Consider the following 16426-nt stretch of genomic DNA (forward strand, 5'->3'; position numbering starts at 1 on the left):
CTATCGCTCTGACCGACGCCGACGGCACGCCGCCGAACGTAGTGCTGGACGGTAACCCGTCGCACGAAGCCAGCGACGTTCCGAGTCGACTCAACAAGATTGGTAGACCACCGCAGCGCGGAGATGACGCTGTGGCCGAACTCGCGCGCCGACTGGCAGTTCGGCCGGACATCAGCTCTCGAACTGGCCCCGGATGTGCTCGAATTCGCGCGTCGCGTCAGCTAGTGAGGCGCCCACCCATACGATCTTGCCGAAACTGTTGCCGGCCACCCACGAGCACAGGGCCGTCGCGCCCTGAACGGTTTCGGCAGTGGCGCACTGGGCGATACCGCCCAACGGGCCCGCGTCGACCCTCGTCACGTCTCGGGGCGTGGTGCCGAGCGTGTCGGTCAACAGCCGGTCGAGGTTGGTCTCGGGGTTCTTCAAAGACGCGGCCACCACATGGACCATCAGCTCGGGCTGCTCGCTGGAGGCGCCGTAAGCGGCGACCACCGAGTCGACGTCCGCACCGTAGGTGCTCTTGACAGTCGCGGCCTCGCGCTGAATTTCGGGACCGGCGAGGCGCGGAAGACCCTGCAGGGCATCGGGTTCGGTCAACCGTACCGAATCGCTCTCGATACCGAACAGCGGTTTCAGGTGCTGGAGGCCACCACCGGCCAACGTCAACCCGATCACCGCGCCGACCGCGCTCGCGATGACGATCCACCGATTCCGGCGGACCCAGGAGTGTTGATCGGGTGTCGTTCGGTCGGTGGTGTCCATGGACGTCCCTTCATGACGACGGCACCCAGACCATAACTGCCCGAGTGGAATTCAGATCATGTTTACCGAACCACTATCCGTTCGGCGACCTACCGCCACCACGATCGCCGCGAATATCGACGCCCGATGGCATGGCCCCCGGCTCAAAGCGAGCGCCGGCGAATGGACCTGGCGGTTTCGTCCGTGGTAGGAGAGTTGTCATGTCCTCGTCATCGTCCGTTCTCCGGAGAACCGGCTCGCCTGTACCCGATGTGAGGTCCGCAAGGCGGTGTCAGGCGCTGTGACCGATGTTGACGCCGATTCGACCGAGCAGACTCGTCTCGGCACGGCAACGCGAACCAACCGAGAGTTGGAGCACCGCTTCGATCTGGACGGGTTGCGGGGTCTCGCGATCGCGTTGGTCGTCGTCTTTCATGTGTGGTTCGGTCGTGTTTCCGGGGGTGTAGACGTCTTCCTGGTGCTTTCGGGGTTCTTCTTCACGGGCTTGCTGCTGCGCCGAGCGGAGTCGCCGGAGCCGTTCTGGGCTTGGTCGGTCGTGCGCCGCACTCTGCGGCGGCTCGTCCCGGCCATGACGGTCGTGCTGGCGGCGGTCGTCGTCGCGACGGTGGTGTTGCTGCCGTATACACAATGGTCGACGGCGGCGGCGCAGGTTCTGTCCTCGCTGTTCTACTACCAGAACTGGCAGCTCGCCCTGACCTGGTCGGACTACCTGGCCGCCGATCCTTCGGTCAGTCCGCTGCAACATCTGTGGTCGATGTCGGTGCAGGGGCAGTTCTATCTGGCCGCGCTGCTGACGGTCGCGGCTGTCGCCTGGTTGTGCGCGCGGCTCTCACGACCTGGTCGGATTCGCGCGACCATCGGCGCTGTCGTGGTCGCGGTGTCGGTGACCTCGTTCGTCTACGCGGCCTACGGCGTCGCCACGAACCAGGGGTGGAACTACTACGACAGCTTCGCGCGTGGGTGGGAGTTGCTGGTCGGCGCCGGGCTCGCCGTCGTCGCGCCGACGCTGATGTTGTGGCGACAGGTGCGCGTCGCGCTGTCGGTGTTCGGTGTTCTCGGTGTCGTGGTGTGCGGGTGGCTCATCATCGACGGCGCCAACCGGTTTCCCGGCCCCGCGGCCCTGCTCCCTGTCTGCGCGACGGCTGCGGTGATCCTCTCGGTGACCCAGCTGCGGTTCGCCGACTGGCCGTTACCGAACCGGCTACTGGCGCATCCGGCCATGCGGTGGCTCGGCGATATCGCCTATCCCCTGTACCTGTGGCACTGGCCGATCCTGATCTTCTTCCTCACCGAACGCGGGAACACCCACGCCGGTCTCGTGGGCGGCACCGGGGTGATCGGGCTGTCTGTTGTGCTGGCCTGGATGACACACCGCTGGATCGAACAGCCACTGCGGCAGCGCACTTCACCAGCCGACAGCAACGATGCCGGGGACGCACGATCGCGGCACCTCGTCGCGTCCGCGGTCGCGGTGTTGCTGGCGGCGACCATCACCGTCACCGCCGGTTGGCAGTTCGCAGTGGTCCAGGTCAAGCCACCGGTCGCGGCCGGGGAGCTCGACCCGGCACTGTACCCGGGTGCGGAGGCGCTGGCCTCCGGCGCTGCGACACCCGACGAGCCGATGCAACCCACCGTCTTCGCCGCGCCCACCGAAGTCCCCCCGCCCACGGCGGACGGATGTATCGCGGACTGGGACACCCGCGACGTCGTCACCTGTACCTATGGCGACCCGGATGCTGATCGGACACTGGCACTCGTCGGGAGCTCCCATGCCGAACACTGGCTGCCCGCGCTCCAGGTGCTCGCCACCGAACACTCGTTCCGCATCCAGGTGTACTTGAAGATGGGCTGCCCGCTCACGCTCGCCGACGACGCCACCTACAAGGGCGAGCCCATCCCGGACTGCCGGGACTGGTCGGCCGAAGTGATCGACCGCCTCGATGCCGACCGCCCCGACTGGGTGTTCACCACCGGTACCCGGCCCCGCGACGAGGGCGGCGACGAGACGCCCGCCGACTATCTCCACGTCTGGGCGGCGCTGTCGGACCGTGGTCTCAACGTGGTCGCCATCCGCGACACCCCCTGGCTGCGCCGCGGAACCGTCCGATACAAGGCCACCGATTGCTTGGCAGGCGGCGGGAACCGAACCAGCTGCGGCATGCGCCGCGAGGACGCGCTCGACCCGGTCAACCCAGGACTGGAACCCGCCTCGGCGTTTCCCAGCGTCTTCCCGATCGACCTGACGGACGCGGTCTGCGAACCCACGCTCTGCGCGGTAGCCGAAGGCAACATCCTGATCTATCACGACGAACACCACCTGACCGCGAGCTACTCCCGATCCCTGGCCGGACCACTCGGACGGGAGCTGCAACCGATACTCGGGTGGTGGTGAGGAACGCCGCTGGATCCGACCGCCCCATCTCGTCGTTCACCGACAGCGGGAACGATACGGAGCAGATATCGAGAGGAGATCTACCAATGGCACACGGAGGCAAGCGTCGCATTGCCGGTCTCGGTGTGCTCGCGGTGTTCATCCTCGCCCTGGGATATCGCGCCACGGATCTGTCGGTACCGGCCGAGACGATCGCTGTGGAAGCATCGGCGATTCCGCCATCCCCGATGCGCATCAACTACGGAAACTCACCGGAGACATTCGGCGACCTCTACCTGCCACCAGTATCGAACACGCTACTGCCCGTGGTGGTGCTGATCCACGGCGGCGGATGGGCGCAGAACCGGACCCTCGCGCAATTCGACGCCCATGCCCGTGCGCTGGCAGGCGACGGCGTCGCCGTGTGGAACATCGAGTATCGCCGAGTGAACGGCGGTGGCGGATGGCCGGTCACACTCACCGATGTCGACGACGCCGTCGACGCGCTGGCACACATCGTCGCACCACGCCTCGGTAACCTGCTCGACCTACAGCGGGTTCACCTCGCCGGGCACTCGGCCGGCGGCCACCTCGCCGCCTGGACCGCCGGACACCGATCGGCCGAACCACCGAGACATCCCGCGATTCGCATCCGCAGTCTCACCCTCATGGCGGCGGTACTCGACTTGGATCTGGCCGTCACCGAGAGCCAGGATTCGTTCGTCCCGAAGCTCCTCGACGGTACGCCGGCGGAGGTACCCGACCGCTACCGCAACGCCTCCCCCATTCACCGCCTCCCGGCGAACGACACGCGCATCACCGCATTACACGGCGAGAACGACCGAGTTGTGGCGCCGCTACAAAGTCACCGCTACGTCGAAGCTGTCACTCGCGCCGGCGGCATCGCCGACCTACGAATCCTGCGTGGTACCGGACACGGTGAATTCGCCGACGCCGAGTCTGCTGCATGGAACACAGCGCGCGACACCATCATCGGCTACGTCGGCACCATCAACTGACGCTCCGCTCGCACGATCGCCGGCACACCGTGGTGCTGACCACGTCACTCGAAGTAGACCGCATAGTCGCCGAAAGGGACCTGGCCGGTCGGGCTCGCTGTGATGGCGTCGGCGACCTGCGGGGGTATGGGAGCCCAGTAGGCCGGCATCTCCGCCGCCAGGGCCGGGTTCAAGATGTAGATCAGCGCGAAGTTCACAATCCACAGCGGCGGGGCCATCGACATGCCGACCTCGGCGCTCACGCCCCCCTTGGTGTTGGTCACCAGCTGCGCCGCGCCCGAAATCTGTTGTGCCGCGAAGCCGTAGGCAGCTTGCACCGTGTAGGCCGACCGGTAGAGCGCGACCAGAGTGCGCAACGCGCCGTTGTCGCGCAACCACGTTCCGACGTAACCGCCGGGCGCGAGCAAGGTGTTCACCTGTCTGGTCGGCGCGTCCACGTTGGCCGGGCTCTCCAACAGCCCACCGGGGTTCACATACAGTCCGTAGCTGGCCAGCACCGAGGGCGTGCGCTGCCCGTTGACCTCGGAATAGAGAGGGCGGCCGACCGTATTGGTGAGGATCTCGACGCAGGCGACGATCACCTCGGCCGCCTCGCGGCTGCCGCCGACGCCGCCGCCGGTGCTGAGGTCACGATATTGCTGCTCGGTCAGCGCGTCGGCTCTGTCGAGACCCACCTGACCGGCGATCGTGTCGGCCAATGCCTGACCGAGCGGCTGGTTGAGCTGCTCCGGACTCGTCATCAGCGGTGGTGCGACGTGTTCGTAGGCGGGCGCACCGGCGAAGGGGATCGCGAATCCGGTGTCGGAGGTGTTTGCCATGGGTTGCCCTGAGACGGTCTGGGTAGCCGTCAAGGAGAGCAGGCACGCACCGATCAGTGCCAGAACCGAGATGACTCCGCGGCGGGCGGACGATCCGCGCCGATGCCCCGGGCTCGCTATCCGCGTGGTACCCATCGTCGACCTCTCAGAGCATTGTCGTAGGAGGTGGAACCTATTTCCAAGTCAGTCAAAGCCGTGTCCGGCGCCCCTGTCAAGCCCCGCGCCGCGCCGCGAAGGACGCGCGCACGTCCCCCTGATCGGATCGATGGACCAGCTCACTCACTCACGGAAATATGCCGTTGCGGATAAATAGCCGTTGAGACTGCTGGTGCTCGTTCGCTGCAGCCCTCCGCGGAAATTGAACATCGGTACTGTGCGTGTATGAAGCAGGAGCCGTCCGGTTACGAACTCTCGTTGGCGCGCATCGCTCCTGTGCGGCGCTGGGACGATCGGGACAGGGCGCTGCACAGCAATTCCCCGATTGTCGACCGCTCGACTGCGGCGTTTCGAGAGGCCTACTACGCCGAGGACTCCCGGCGTGCGCGGCGAGCACACGAGGAATTCGATGCGCGGAGTTGGGAATTCGTCATCGATCCGGCGATCGACGAGTGGGCGCAAGCATGGGTTGTCGGCGCACCGGCGGCGTTGCAGCTACGCCAGTCGACGTTTCCGGACTGGGCCGACCTGCTCGGTTTCCGCACCCCCGACTTCGAGATCGAATCGGCACTGGAAGCACTGATCAACCGTGCGGCGGCCAGCGGTCTGGTGCGCTCTCCCCACCCGGGCGTTCTCGCTACGGCCTACTCCAGTCGTCATCCGTACACCGAACTCACCGACGGAGTGGGCTATGGCTTCTATCCGGCGGACACCGAAGAACTGATCGTCCACGGGTCGGCCGCAGTGCGATACGAAGACTTCGACAGCAGGCCTGAACACGGTCCGGGTGCCGTCGTTGCCGCGATCCGATTGGTGATGGATACCTTCCAACAGCCTCGTCCTGGGCATATGCAGCCTGGGAGATTTTGGCAGCCTCCAGGTTGAGCAGGTCGGGGGGCACAAGATCCGTTCGTAACACCCGATCTCGACGACTGCCGGTCAGCTTGTCCCGGTTCGGCGGGGGGCGGCGGTGAGGCTGTGGACGAGCAGGTCGATGACGGCTCGCTTGCCCGCGTCGTCGCGCTGATGGGTGAGGAGGCCTTCGATGACGAAGGTCCCGATGGCGGTCATGGCTGCGAGGTCGGCCTCGGCAGCGCCTGCCCTGCGGAGGTCGTCGGCGAACAGGGCGTCAGCCAGTTGGTGGAACCCGGCGTGCCAGGTGCCGATGGCGGGAGAGGCCGGGGCGCGGGTGTGCACGGTGTTGACGAGCCCGTGTAGCCGTTCCAGCTGGTCGACCACCCACAGCAGCCGGCCGTTGAGCGGCAGGCCGTCGACCGACGCATAGGTCGCGAGCGCTTCGGCCAGGAGGCGATCCAGGACGGCGATGAGCAGCTCGTCCTTGTCCCGGAAGTACCAGTAGACCGTATTGACGGTGACTCCTGCGCTCTTGGCGATCTGCCCCATGGGCGCCGACTCGTAGCCGTCGTCGATGAACAGGCGCTGCGCGGCAGCGATGATCTCCGCGCGCTTCTCCTCGCGATCCTGCGGGCGTCGATTCCTGGGCACCCCATCACTTTATCTTGAATGGTCCTCAAGAACGCGCTATCTTCTTGAGGACCATTCAAGAAGTCGAGAGAAGTGGAGTTCCCTGTGGGCACCGAAGCCGTGACCGCGGAGCTGCGCCGCCTGAACACCAGCGGCCTGCTTGCCCTGTTCACCACCCTCGAAGCCCCCACGATCAGCGAGATCGACGGTGAATACACCGCCGCCCTGCTGGCGCAGCCGAACCTGTTCGCCGTGGCGACCGGAAAGGTGGCCGTGGCCAACCCGCTCGGTCCATGGCTGTGCAAGGCATTCCGGCCCGTCGACGAGAACAGCGGGCGCGGCTACAACACTTTCAGCGAGTTCGGCCGGGTCCGGCAGCGCTACCCGATGCGCACACTGTTGGCGCCGTCCCGCTACGACGGCGCTGCGGCCTACACGCTCATCTATCGCGCCTACACCTCGATGTGCGGGTCGCTCCATATGGTGGACGAGGTGCGGCGTGCCGCGCCCGGCGTCTATCTGGGCATGGGCACCTGGGGATTCACCGACGCTCAGCGCCGCGTACCCCGCCCCTTCCTGCTGACCGGCCCGGTCGGCTCCTACCGGGGCGACATCGGCAAAGCCCGCCGTGACTTCACACCCGGTCCTCGCGAGCTGCCCGGCCCACCTGCCTGAACACCGCCCACCTGTCGGCCCCATCCGAAACGAAGGACCCATGACCACCTCCCCCCGCACCGCCCTGATCACCGGCGCGTCCGCCGGCATCGGCGCGGCGTTTGCCCACCACCTGGCCGCCAGCGGCTACCAGCTGCTGCTCGTCGCCCGCCGCGCCGACCGGCTACAGGAGCTCGCCACGCAGCTGACCGAACGTCACGCGGTGCGCTGCGAGGTGTTCGCCGCCGATCTCACCGACCCCGCCGCACCCGCCGCGATCCTCGACTACGCCGCCCAGCAGGGCTTGGACGTCGACGTCCTGATCAACAACGCGGGTCTGTCGGGCAAGACCGCGTTCGCCGACACCCCATGGGACGCCCTGGCCGCGGAGATCCAGCTGATGGTGACCGCCCCGACCGAACTCGCTCACCTGGTCATCCCCGGCATGAAGGAGCGCCGCTGGGGCCGGATCATCAACCTGTCCTCGGTCGCGGCGTTCGCCCCGCCCGGCGCCGGCCTGCTCTACACCGGCATCAAGTCCTACGTCCTCAACACTTCGCAAGCCCTCGACATGGAACTCAAGCCCCACGGCATCCATGTAACCGCGCTGTGCCCCGGCTTCACCCGCACCGAATTCCACGACGTCATGGGCACTCGCGACGCAGCCGACCAGTTACCCCGGATCCTCTGGCAGCAGCCCGAAGCTGTCGTCACCGAAGGCTGGGCCGCGGTGATGAAAGGCAAACCCGTGTGCATCCCGGGCATCGTCAACAAGATTTCCGCCGTCGCCATGAAGCCCCTGCCCATCCGACTGGGCTACCTCGCCGGAAAGACCCTCAACCCCTTCAAGAACGGCTGAGCCCTCGCTCGCTCGTCGTGTTCAGCGGCGGCGTGGCCGCCCGGCCGATCTCGGAGCCCACCTGTACGGGCACCTCGACGCTGCCGCGGCTGCTCAACGGTCTCGCCCGTCCTACGAACGTAAAAGTAACCGAGTGCATCGAATTTGCATCATTAGGTGCGTAAGCTGAAGGTTGTCCAACTCAGATTTCAGCTCGACCGGGCAGCCTCGCGGGTTGCCGGGTACGAGCGACACGATCGAGAGCGAGGGTGACCCCGATGTTCAGCTTCACTGCTAGGCGCGCCGCGGCCCTATTGGTAGGTGCGGGTGCGGTTTCACTGTCGGCTCTGGTCGGCGGCCCGACAGCGAATGCCGCGCCGGTCGCGGCCTGTCCGGCCCCCGGCGCTACCACGGCCCAGGCGGGCGAGGAGGGTGCGTCCTGCGCCGCGGAAAGCGAGGCCATGGGGGCGGCCGCGGCATACGGACTCGACGGCAACGCCGACGCCGACGCCGCCCCCATCAGCCTGTCGCTCGCGATCGCGGCGAACGGCGGCGCGGCCGCCTCGGCATCGCAGTACCTGTCCGGACCGGCCGCGATCGCGGTGGGGCCGGGTGCACTGGCGGTTGTCACCGGCGTGCGGCCGGGACTGTCCATCGGCATCGCCGGACCCGGAGCCACGGTGACTGTCACCGGGACCTCGACACCCACCTGTGCGGGCGGGCCCGGATTCGCAGGTGACTTCCAGACCCTGCAGGGATGCGTGTCGATGGGCTGACGCCCCGATCCGGCAAGACCCTAAACGATCTTGCATTCCACCTGGCCGACGGCGAGCTCGCCCGACCCTCGATGCGGAGGCGCTTCCCGCTCGAGCGGGAAGCGCCTTACCTCGGTCGGGTGCGATCAGGGGGCGAGCACGACGATCTTCCCGGTCAGTCGACCGGCGCCCGCGTCCGCGTGTACCTCGGCCAGCTCTGCGACCGGGCGACGGTCGGCGATGTGGAGGCGGAGCTTGCCGGCGTCCACTTTGGCGACCAGCTCGCTCAGTTGGGCCCCGTCGCTACGGACCCAGAGACTCTCGCTGCGGACCCCGCGGGCGGCGTCTTCGGGAATGGGGCCTGCCGAGCTGACGGCGATCCCGCCGTCGGCGACATAGTTCGTCAACTGTGCGAGTTCCTCGGGGGAAACGCGCACATGGTTCACCACCACCTGGAACGGACCACCCACCGCGTCCGGACCGTCGGCGAGGCTGAGCGGGCCTTCGACCCGGACTGCGCCGTAGCCGCCGAGCCGGTCCGCGTGCTCCGGCGCGTCCACCGCGGTTACCCGTGCTCCCGCATCGACAGCGAGCTGCACCACCAGGCTGCCCACCGCACCCCCCGCCCCGTTGACCAGGACCGTCTGACCCGGCTTCAGCTCGGCGAGCTCGAACGCCAACTGCCAGGCGGCGAGGCCGGTCAGCGGCAGCGCCGCGGCGTCCGTCAACTCGATCGACTGCGGTGCCGCGGCCAGGGACTCGGCGGGAACCAGCGCGAATTCGGCTGCGCCGCCCGCGGAGTCGAGGGGCAACATCGCCACGACCCGGTCACCGACCGCCAGGCCCGTCACGTCCGCGCCGAGTTCGACGACGGTGCCCGCCAGGTCGATGCCCGGCACGTACGGCAGCACGATCGGGAGCATCTGCGCCAGATGCCCGGCGCGGATGTGGTCGTCGACCGGGTTGAACGAAGTAGCGACGACCTGGACGAGTACCTGCCCCGGCGCGGGGACAGGACGTTCGATGTCTTCGTAGCGTAGGACTTCGCTGGCGCCGAACTCGTGGAAACGGATTGCCTTCATGAAACTGTCCTCCAGGGTGTGCGATCTCGTCGCCGCGGGATGAGGCGATCGAGTGGGAAGGGAAAGCCGAACCGGCTCAGGTCAGCTGGACCGAGCGGATGGAATTGCCCATGACCAGGCGGTCGATGGCGCTCACCGCACTGGCGGGGTCCGCAGCGGCACCGACAGTGAGCAGCAGCGGAACGAAGTGTTCGGCCGTCGGGTGGGCAACCGCGGCACCGGGCGCCTTCCTCCGGTGATCAGCCAGCGCATCGACGTCACCGCGGGCGAGAGCATCGACTGCCCACTCATCGAAAGCTGCTGTCTCGGCGACGAGCTCAGGATGGCGGAAGACGGCGAAGCTGTGCGTCATGAAGCCCGAGCCGAGCACGAGAATGCCTTCTTCGCGTAGGGGCCGCAGGCGTGCGCCGAGTTCGAGGAGCACGCGGGGATCGAGGCCGGGCATCGAGAGCTGTACGACCGGGACATCGGCAGCGGGGTACATGGCCATGAGGGGGATGAAGGCGCCGTGGTCCAAGCCGCGGTCAGCGAATTCGTGCACGGGCGCAGGGCCCAGCAGACCGGCGATTCGGCGGGCGAGGTCGGTGGCGTCCGGGGTCGCGTAGGGAAGGGTCTTGTAGTGGGGGTCGAAGCCGCTGAAGTCGTAGTAGAGCGGAGTGCCTGCCACGGCCGCGGTGACCGCGGCTGGTGCTTGTTCCCAGTGGGCCGAAACAACAACGATGCCACGGGGTTTGGGCATCGACTGAGCCCAGGCGAAGAGGTCGCCGAGCCACTGCGGATCGTCGAGGGTGAACGGGGCACCGTGGCTGACGAACAGGCTCGGCAGCGGCCCGTCGGCCGGACTCCACAGGAGTTGTTCGCGCGCCTGTGGCATAACACGGGCGAGGAGCTCCGCGTAGGCGGCAGCAGGCTTGCCCGAAGCTCGGCCGTTCGCGGAGAGGCGGCGGCTGGTTGTCATCAATATCAGCTCCTCAAGTTGCCCTGGAAAGTATTTTCACTTGCCTAGGCAAGTACCAACGTAGCGTACGAATACTTGCCCAGGCAAGTACGTGTTTCCTGGGCAAGTACGATGAGCGCATGAACACCCCGTCACCCTGGCTCGATGAGGACCAACAGGAGCTGTGGCAGGCGCTCCTCACGGTCGTCACCGCCCTCCCCGCAGCTCTCGACCGTCAGCTACAGCGCGACGCGGGCATCTCCAACTTCGAGTACGGGGTGCTGGCCAGGCTGTCGATGGCCGACGACGACACGATGCGCCTGAGCGACCTCGCCCGGGTCTGCGACAGCACCCAGCCCCGGCTGTCGAAAGCCATGGACCGCTTCGAAGCCCGCGACTGGGTCACCCGCCGACCCGACCCCAGCGACGGCCGATACACCTTCGCCACCCTCACCGACGGCGGCCGCCGCAAGCTCGCCGACAGCGCCCCGGAGCACGTGGCGCAGGTGAAGCGGCTCGTGTTCGATCCGCTGACCGCCGCTCAGCGCCGCAACCTCGGGACCGCGCTCACCCGCATCGCCGCCACCGTGCGCGGGGAACTCGAACGGGGCTGAGCCGCCTCAGGCCTCCCTCCCCCGCATCACCCGCGATATCCCGATAACCGACGCCGACCGTGTGTCGGCGTGGTCACCCGCAATCGAATCGATACGACCGTCGCGAATATGTGCTATCCAGCAGTAGCCGTCGATGTTCAGCCGGACGCCACGGACGACGGCCTTAGCATGCGCTATTTTTCGATTTGCGACGCGTGAGGCGGGGATAAGCCCGCAAGATGAGGCTCAAGAGCAGGGCGGTTCCCGGATTGCTTGGGTTGATGTACTCGCGAACGCCTGGTGTCGGTTTCTGTTTCGAGATCGTCGACGGCCGAGCCAGGTCCGCGACCAAGACCTGCGAGGAATTCTCCTCGTTCACGATGTCGTCGCCACGCCCAATTGGGGTGCAACGTCCGGACTGCCGGGCCTGATGATGCCGCACAGGTCGATGAAACCGAGGTCCCGCTTGACCTCCAACGACACAAGGGCGGCGGTCCAGACACCAAGACCTGCAACGCAACCGGACAACCAGGCTCGAAATTCCGCACATGGCACGAATCATCGAAGACTTTGCGAGCAGACCCGGCAGGATCAGTTGGGTCCGGTGCGAACCGCCGCGAGCGCGATAGCCGCGAAGACGATGCCGCCGAGCAGGACCAATGCGCCTGCGAGACTCAGTTTCTCCCAGGTCGCCAATAGTGCGGTCAGACCCGCGACGACGACGAACGAGTCGATACAGACTCACAACCCACCCGGTCGAACGCTACCCGAGACGCGAGCACGTCCCCGATGCTGACACGGCTCCCCGACCACTCTTTTTAGAGGGACTTTCTACTCTATTTGCCTATCGGTAACTGTGATGAGGTTGGGCCCGTCGAACGCTCCACCCCGCAGACAGTGAGGTGTTCAGGTGATGATTGCCCCTCGAGTTGCGTGTGCCGCCCGCCCGGACATCGGCGACAGCGCAGCCGATATCGCCACCAGTGGCGCCGTGCGCTACTGGTGGCGATGCGACCACTCCGTCCTATGTCCGCGGGCGGACTCGATAGCTCATCGCGCCAGATCGTTCCAGCCTGGTGCGATCTCGCCATCACCTTCCCATCCGTGCCGTGCACGCAGACATGGCTTCGACCGAAGGCAGGACATCCGATGCACAAACAGATCTCGGACCCGGCCGGTGCGCGCCGGTTCACTCGCGCCTCGGCAGACATCGGGTTCGCCCGTCGGCGCCGGCCTCCGGCCGTCAGGACCGCTATCGGCTATGTGCGTGCCGACCTGACCGGTCCGAGCCGACCGCAGTGCGAATCACTGATCCGTACCACCGCGACCGATCTCGGCTACGAGCTCCTCGGGACTCTGATACTCACGGCGACACCGTTGGCCCGATTACAGTTCCTCGTCACCGAGCTCGCCGTCGATGTGGTGTTGTGCCCCACCTTCATCCACCTCGATGGCCAGGTGCCCGCCGACCTGCTGACCGTCACCGATGTGATCGTCATCGACCCGCCCATCACCTACTGCCGACGGGACCCCCAGCTCCTGGACTGAGAAATCCCGGGGCTGCACCGTGCCGGCGCGCGGAAGTCATCGAGCGGGCGCATCTGTGCTATCCGGTTCAGCGTCGAGGCGGCCGAACTCACAGAGCCTCACCTCGGTTCGTTGCCGAGCACGATCGAGGCTCTGGTCTGCTACATGACCCGTTCCGCGGGCTGAACGAGGACTGGACCGATGGGGTCCCCGCCCGGGTCACTCAGGACCACACGCATCCGGTCACGCGGCGTTCGCGGAAGCGATCGAGGCGAAGGTAACTGGCATCGCCGCCGGTCCACGCAAGGTGACGTGCTCGCGGTAGCTCGGTGGATCGCTGACCAGGCGGGGGTCGATGACCCGGCGGGCGAAGCAGTTGATGGCGACGGTGGCTTCGAGCCGAGCCAGCGAGGCGCCGAGGCAGAAGTGCTGGCCGAGACCGAAGGCGAGATGACGATTCGCACGGGCGGGGTCGAATCGATCGGGGTCGGCGAACACCGCCGGATCGCGGTTGGCCGCGGCGAGGAGCATGACGATGAAGTCACCGGCCGCGATGGTGATATCCGGGAGCTGGATGGCCTCGCGGGCGATGCGGGGAACCAGCTGGACCGGCGGGTCGTAGCGCAGGCTCTCCTCGACCACCGACGTGACGAAAGGCGGTGCTACGCACAGGATCTGGCGATGGAGGCGATGAGAAAGCAGAGCCAGAACGGTGTTGGAGATGAGATTGACCGTGGTTTCGTGTCCCGCGATCAGCAGGAGCGCGCAGGTGGTGATGAGTTCGTCGTGGCTCAGGGCCTGTCCTGAGTCCTCGGCGACGATCAGGGCGGACACCAGATCCGCACCCGGCCGGGTGCGGCGGTGGCGCACAAGCTGTTCGAAGTAATCGTGCAGCGCGTTGTTGTCGCCGACCAGTGCCGCGGGGTCGGGACGGCCGGTGGTGGCGGTGGCCGACACCGGGTCGAGAGCGCGTGCCAGCCCAGTCGACCACCCTCGAATCAGGGGTTCGTCATCGAGTGGGACACCGAGTAGTTCGCAGATCACTGTGACCGGCAGCGGGCCGGCGAGATCGGCGACGATATCGAGTTGCCCGCGCTCGGCCGCACGGTCCAGAGCTGCGTCGGCGATGGCGGTGATCCGTGGCTCCATCCGGCGCACGACGGCGGGAGTGAAGGTCGCGGCGACCAGACGACGCAGGCGGGCGTGATCCGGGTTGTCGCGGAACAGCATCGGGGCGATGCCGGTGAGTTCGCCGGCGAAGTCTCCGGCGAGGTCGTGAACGGGGGTGGGTCCCAAAGGAATCGAGGCGTAGTGGCGTTCGACGCTGCTCGCCTTGTCGCGCAATACCGTTGCGCAGTCCTGATACGACGACAACACCACTACCGGTGCCCCGCCGAGCCGGACAGGTCCGTGCTCGCGGATGCGGTGGTAGAGCGGGTACGGGTCTGCGCGGTGTGCGGGATCGAGCAGCTGAGCGAAAAGTCCGAGGTTGCGCGCGGGTGTGGTGGTCATGATGCCGCCGAGTGGGTCAGCCGTGCCGGATGGCGCGGTGGGTGAAGGTGGGTGCGGTGCCGGGATTGAGCAGTGCGCCGGTCAGCTCGCTGGACGGGAAGAATTGCAGGAAGCGTGAATCCTGCTGGGACACATCGACGATGGTCTTCTCGATGACCAGCGAGTTGTACTGCTCGTACGTGGTTTCGATGGTGTTGGCGTTCAGCACCACCTCGTGTCCCCAGGATTTCGCCGCCTTCGCCAGACCCGGAATTCGAGACTGGTCCGGCGTGAGACATTCCGTGGCGATGGCGTTTTCGCTGATCGCCCAGATGCCGGTGTCGGTATTGAGCACCAGCGACTGGTTACCCATGGCGTGGCCGGGCGTGGTGATCAGCGCGACACCGGGGCCGAGCAGGACACTGCCGTCGAGCGGCAGGATCTTCTCGGGTGGCAGGTCGACGAAGGTGCTCGGCTGATACCAGGGCCGCTGGAACGGGTGCAGGTCGGCCATGGCCTCGAGCTCGTCACGCTGAGCCAGCAGCTTCGCATTCGGGAAAGCCGCTACCACAGGTTGATTCGGGCTGATGTCGGGTTGCGGCGAGGTGGTGCCCAGCCAGCGCCGCACATCCTGGGTGTGCAGGTGGTCGAAGGTGAGGTAGTCGACCTCGGCCGGGTCGACTCCGGCACGGCGGCAGGCGGTCAGCACATCGGTGTGCTCATGGACGAACAGGCCTCGTACCGGTCCTGGCGCCAATCGCTTCATGTCATCGAAATACGGTGTGTAGGAGTCGAGTTCATGATCGCTCGGCTCGAACAGCAAAGTGCGCGGGGTGCCGTCGGTCTCGGTCCAGCGCACGATCAGCAAGCGGTTGCTGATGGTAACGAACGGCGTGGGACTGATCGCGGCGCGGAACAGACCGTAGCGGGTCGGGTACGGCAGCGAGATCAGATCGTGGGTCCGCACCGAGTCCGGTCGCCCGGTGGCGGCGAACTCGCGACGGAAATCCAGTGCGGCCGTGCGGCATGCGCGCAGTCGTGGACCGAAACCGCCCGGTGCGGTGAGTGCCTTGTCGAAGGTATCGATGCGGGGGAACGGCGCGGTGACGGCCGGTCGCGGGATGGCGAGCGGTTCGGTGATGAGTCGATCGGCGATGCTCATAGGACTCGAGGCCGCATCCGGCTCGCTGTGAACAGCGGGGTGAGCGGCCGCAGCGGTATCGGTGGCACCCACACACCGAGCAGATCGACGCGGTGCAGCCGTGCTTGGATCACCCGCCCGATCCCCATCTGGTCGAGTGGATCGCGTTCGGAACCGTGTACGTCCAGGCTGAAGTCCTCGATCTGGCGCACCTCGATCACCCGCTCGCGGGGGGTGAAGCCCACCACAAAGGCGGGAAACAGCCCGGCGAGGCCGACGACATTGCGGTGCGGGCGGCCCAGAATCGGTGGCGGATCGGCGATAACCGCGCCGAGCCTGCCACCCATGGTGAGCAGCTTGTTGCCGCGGCGCGAGGCCTCGGCCCGGATCTCGGTGTCGGTGACTGTCCAGTCGACCTCACCGAGCTTCTTCGGATAGCCGAGCAGTTCGCGCCCCATGATCAAGGCGACATCGTCGTCGAGAATCATCCACGGGCAGTGGATTCCGGTGCCCTGCACCGTCTTGATGTGCACGAACAACCCCGCCTCGTGGTATCCCGGCGACTCGAAGTTGTTGTCCGGGAAGCACGCGGTGAACAGATCCGCGCGCGCCGGTTCGGTCAACCGCACACCGGCCGGGAGCCATCTCTTCATCGCAGCGGGGTCGATGTCGACGGTGGCGCTGAAGTAGTGGGCGTCGCGGTAGAGGCTGCGGCGCGGATCGCCGATCGCCAGTGCGCGGCGCATATCCGCCTGGAAAGATCGGCCCTCGGTCCGGTCGGCAGGTTCCCAACCCAT

Annotated in this window: 16 protein-coding genes; 8 read left to right on the top strand and 8 right to left on the bottom strand. The window is 66.7% G+C overall.

What is annotated here, in order from left to right; genetic code table 11:
• Positions 1-171: 171 nt before the first annotated feature.
• Entirely contained in the window at positions 172-762 is a 591-nt protein-coding gene (locus ACWFRF_RS02135) for a hypothetical protein (RefSeq protein WP_452448533.1), read from the bottom strand.
• A gap of 280 nt (positions 763-1042) precedes the next feature.
• Between ACWFRF_RS02135 and ACWFRF_RS02140 the strand changes: the two genes are divergently transcribed.
• Together ACWFRF_RS02140 and ACWFRF_RS02145 are read left to right on the top strand one after the other, a co-directional pair.
• Positions 1043-3154, top strand: a complete 2112-nt coding sequence (locus ACWFRF_RS02140) for an acyltransferase family protein (RefSeq protein WP_452448534.1) — start codon at positions 1043-1045, stop codon at positions 3152-3154.
• An 86-nt stretch (positions 3155-3240) separates the two neighbouring features.
• Positions 3241-4152 carry an alpha/beta hydrolase family protein gene (locus ACWFRF_RS02145; RefSeq protein ID WP_452448535.1) on the top strand — a complete coding sequence of 304 codons (912 nt, stop codon included), beginning with the start codon at positions 3241-3243 and terminating at the stop codon, positions 4150-4152.
• 44 nt (positions 4153-4196) lie between these two features.
• Here ACWFRF_RS02145 and ACWFRF_RS02150 read toward each other — a convergent pair whose 3' ends face one another.
• Positions 4197-5105 (bottom strand): hypothetical protein, encoded by a 909-nt coding sequence (locus ACWFRF_RS02150; protein WP_452448536.1) that lies wholly within the window; start codon positions 5103-5105, stop codon positions 4197-4199.
• Positions 5106-5351: 246 nt separating this feature from the next.
• Between ACWFRF_RS02150 and ACWFRF_RS02155 the strand changes: the two genes are divergently transcribed.
• The gene (locus tag ACWFRF_RS02155) at positions 5352-6011 is read left to right on the top strand and encodes a hypothetical protein (RefSeq protein ID WP_452448537.1); all 660 of its coding nucleotides are present in this window, start codon (positions 5352-5354) and stop codon (positions 6009-6011) included.
• A gap of 54 nt (positions 6012-6065) precedes the next feature.
• Here the strand turns inward: ACWFRF_RS02155 and ACWFRF_RS02160 are convergent, their stop codons facing one another.
• Positions 6066-6632, bottom strand: coding sequence for a TetR/AcrR family transcriptional regulator (locus ACWFRF_RS02160; protein ID WP_452448538.1), 567 nt, complete (start codon positions 6630-6632; stop codon positions 6066-6068).
• 84 nt (positions 6633-6716) lie between these two features.
• Here ACWFRF_RS02160 and ACWFRF_RS02165 point away from each other — a divergent pair, with 84 nt between their 5' ends.
• From ACWFRF_RS02165 to ACWFRF_RS02175, 3 genes are all read left to right on the top strand, one after another.
• Positions 6717-7286, top strand: a complete 570-nt coding sequence (locus tag ACWFRF_RS02165) for a hypothetical protein (protein WP_452448539.1) — start codon at positions 6717-6719, stop codon at positions 7284-7286.
• A 40-nt stretch (positions 7287-7326) separates the two neighbouring features.
• Positions 7327-8124, top strand: coding sequence for an SDR family NAD(P)-dependent oxidoreductase (locus ACWFRF_RS02170; protein WP_452448540.1), 798 nt, complete (start codon positions 7327-7329; stop codon positions 8122-8124).
• Positions 8125-8381: 257 nt separating this feature from the next.
• A complete protein-coding gene (locus ACWFRF_RS02175) occupies positions 8382-8879 on the top strand; it encodes a DUF6764 family protein (protein WP_452448541.1) in 498 nt (165 codons plus the stop codon).
• A 125-nt stretch (positions 8880-9004) separates the two neighbouring features.
• Here the strand turns inward: ACWFRF_RS02175 and ACWFRF_RS02180 are convergent, their stop codons facing one another.
• Both ACWFRF_RS02180 and ACWFRF_RS02185 read right to left on the bottom strand, forming a co-directional pair.
• Positions 9005-9940: an NADP-dependent oxidoreductase gene (locus ACWFRF_RS02180; RefSeq protein WP_452448542.1), complete on the bottom strand. Its 936-nt coding sequence runs from the start codon at positions 9938-9940 to the stop codon at positions 9005-9007.
• A 76-nt stretch (positions 9941-10016) separates the two neighbouring features.
• Complete coding sequence (locus ACWFRF_RS02185) at positions 10017-10898, bottom strand: DODA-type extradiol aromatic ring-opening family dioxygenase (RefSeq protein WP_452448543.1); 882 nt, start codon at positions 10896-10898, stop codon at positions 10017-10019.
• Positions 10899-11017: 119 nt separating this feature from the next.
• On the opposite strand from ACWFRF_RS02185, the gene ACWFRF_RS02190 reads away from it, so the two are divergent.
• Positions 11018-11491: a MarR family winged helix-turn-helix transcriptional regulator gene (locus ACWFRF_RS02190; protein ID WP_387446782.1), complete on the top strand. Its 474-nt coding sequence runs from the start codon at positions 11018-11020 to the stop codon at positions 11489-11491.
• Between the two features lie 1128 nt (positions 11492-12619).
• Positions 12620-13018, top strand: coding sequence for a hypothetical protein (locus tag ACWFRF_RS02195; protein WP_452448545.1), 399 nt, complete (start codon positions 12620-12622; stop codon positions 13016-13018).
• A gap of 222 nt (positions 13019-13240) precedes the next feature.
• Here the strand turns inward: ACWFRF_RS02195 and ACWFRF_RS02200 are convergent, their stop codons facing one another.
• From ACWFRF_RS02200 to ACWFRF_RS02210, 3 genes are read right to left on the bottom strand one after another with little or no spacing between them, the layout of a single operon-like run.
• A complete protein-coding gene (locus ACWFRF_RS02200) occupies positions 13241-14509 on the bottom strand; it encodes a cytochrome P450 (protein WP_452448546.1) in 1269 nt (422 codons plus the stop codon).
• A 16-nt stretch (positions 14510-14525) separates the two neighbouring features.
• Complete coding sequence (locus ACWFRF_RS02205; protein WP_452448547.1) at positions 14526-15650, bottom strand: hypothetical protein; 1125 nt, start codon at positions 15648-15650, stop codon at positions 14526-14528.
• Entirely contained in the window at positions 15647-16426 is a 780-nt protein-coding gene (locus ACWFRF_RS02210) for an acetoacetate decarboxylase family protein (protein ID WP_452448548.1), read from the bottom strand. Before ACWFRF_RS02210 ends, ACWFRF_RS02205 begins: the two co-directional genes overlap by 4 nt.

The organism is Nocardia sp. NPDC055165, from assembly GCF_053606985.1.

Coding starts and splice junctions, on each gene's coding strand:
- ACWFRF_RS02135 (WP_452448533.1), bottom strand. CDS start 762: ATGGACACCACCGACCGAACGACACCCGATCAACACTCCTGGGTCCGC.
- ACWFRF_RS02145 (WP_452448535.1), top strand. CDS start 3,241: ATGGCACACGGAGGCAAGCGTCGCATTGCCGGTCTCGGTGTGCTCGCG.
- ACWFRF_RS02150 (WP_452448536.1), bottom strand. CDS start 5,105: ATGGGTACCACGCGGATAGCGAGCCCGGGGCATCGGCGCGGATCGTCC.
- ACWFRF_RS02155 (WP_452448537.1), top strand. CDS start 5,352: ATGAAGCAGGAGCCGTCCGGTTACGAACTCTCGTTGGCGCGCATCGCT.
- ACWFRF_RS02170 (WP_452448540.1), top strand. CDS start 7,327: ATGACCACCTCCCCCCGCACCGCCCTGATCACCGGCGCGTCCGCCGGC.
- ACWFRF_RS02175 (WP_452448541.1), top strand. CDS start 8,382: ATGTTCAGCTTCACTGCTAGGCGCGCCGCGGCCCTATTGGTAGGTGCG.
- ACWFRF_RS02180 (WP_452448542.1), bottom strand. CDS start 9,940: ATGAAGGCAATCCGTTTCCACGAGTTCGGCGCCAGCGAAGTCCTACGC.
- ACWFRF_RS02185 (WP_452448543.1), bottom strand. CDS start 10,898: ATGACAACCAGCCGCCGCCTCTCCGCGAACGGCCGAGCTTCGGGCAAG.
- ACWFRF_RS02190 (WP_387446782.1), top strand. CDS start 11,018: ATGAACACCCCGTCACCCTGGCTCGATGAGGACCAACAGGAGCTGTGG.
- ACWFRF_RS02195 (WP_452448545.1), top strand. CDS start 12,620: ATGCACAAACAGATCTCGGACCCGGCCGGTGCGCGCCGGTTCACTCGC.
- ACWFRF_RS02200 (WP_452448546.1), bottom strand. CDS start 14,509: ATGACCACCACACCCGCGCGCAACCTCGGACTTTTCGCTCAGCTGCTC.
- ACWFRF_RS02205 (WP_452448547.1), bottom strand. CDS start 15,650: ATGAGCATCGCCGATCGACTCATCACCGAACCGCTCGCCATCCCGCGA.
- ACWFRF_RS02210 (WP_452448548.1), bottom strand. CDS start 16,426: ATGGGTTGGGAACCTGCCGACCGGACCGAGGGCCGATCTTTCCAGGCG.